This is a genomic window from Bacillus sp. SIMBA_005, assembly GCF_046535585.1.
Taxonomy (GTDB): domain Bacteria; phylum Bacillota; class Bacilli; order Bacillales; family Bacillaceae; genus Bacillus; species Bacillus pumilus.
In genome coordinates this window covers 1-248 of sequence record NZ_JAWRWI010000897.1, presented here as the reverse complement: position 1 = coordinate 248, position 248 = coordinate 1, and the positions used below count along the sequence as shown (strand labels likewise).

Genomic DNA, 248 nt, shown 5'->3' with positions numbered 1-248 from the left:
CCCGCACTCGGGGGTCGAGGGCAACCACCGCGATGTCCGCGAGAAGTGCTCCAATGGCAGTGAGGAACGCGCCGAAGGCAGCGATCGCCACGGTGCCGTGAACGTCGTTACGGCTGATCGTCTGCACGAGATACTCACCGAGACCATGCCAGGCGAAGATCTGCTCCGACAGAACCGCGCCGAGGAAGATCGTGGGGATCGAGAAGGCGATCTGCGTTGCGATCGGGATCAACGAGGTGCGAAGGGCG

At 63.7% G+C, this 248-nt stretch carries 1 protein-coding gene; it reads right to left on the bottom strand.

Annotated elements, in window-relative coordinates; translation table 11 throughout:
* The coding region (locus SB660_RS22660; protein WP_410584753.1) for an ABC transporter permease subunit at window positions 1–248 on the bottom strand (248 nt) is incomplete at both ends.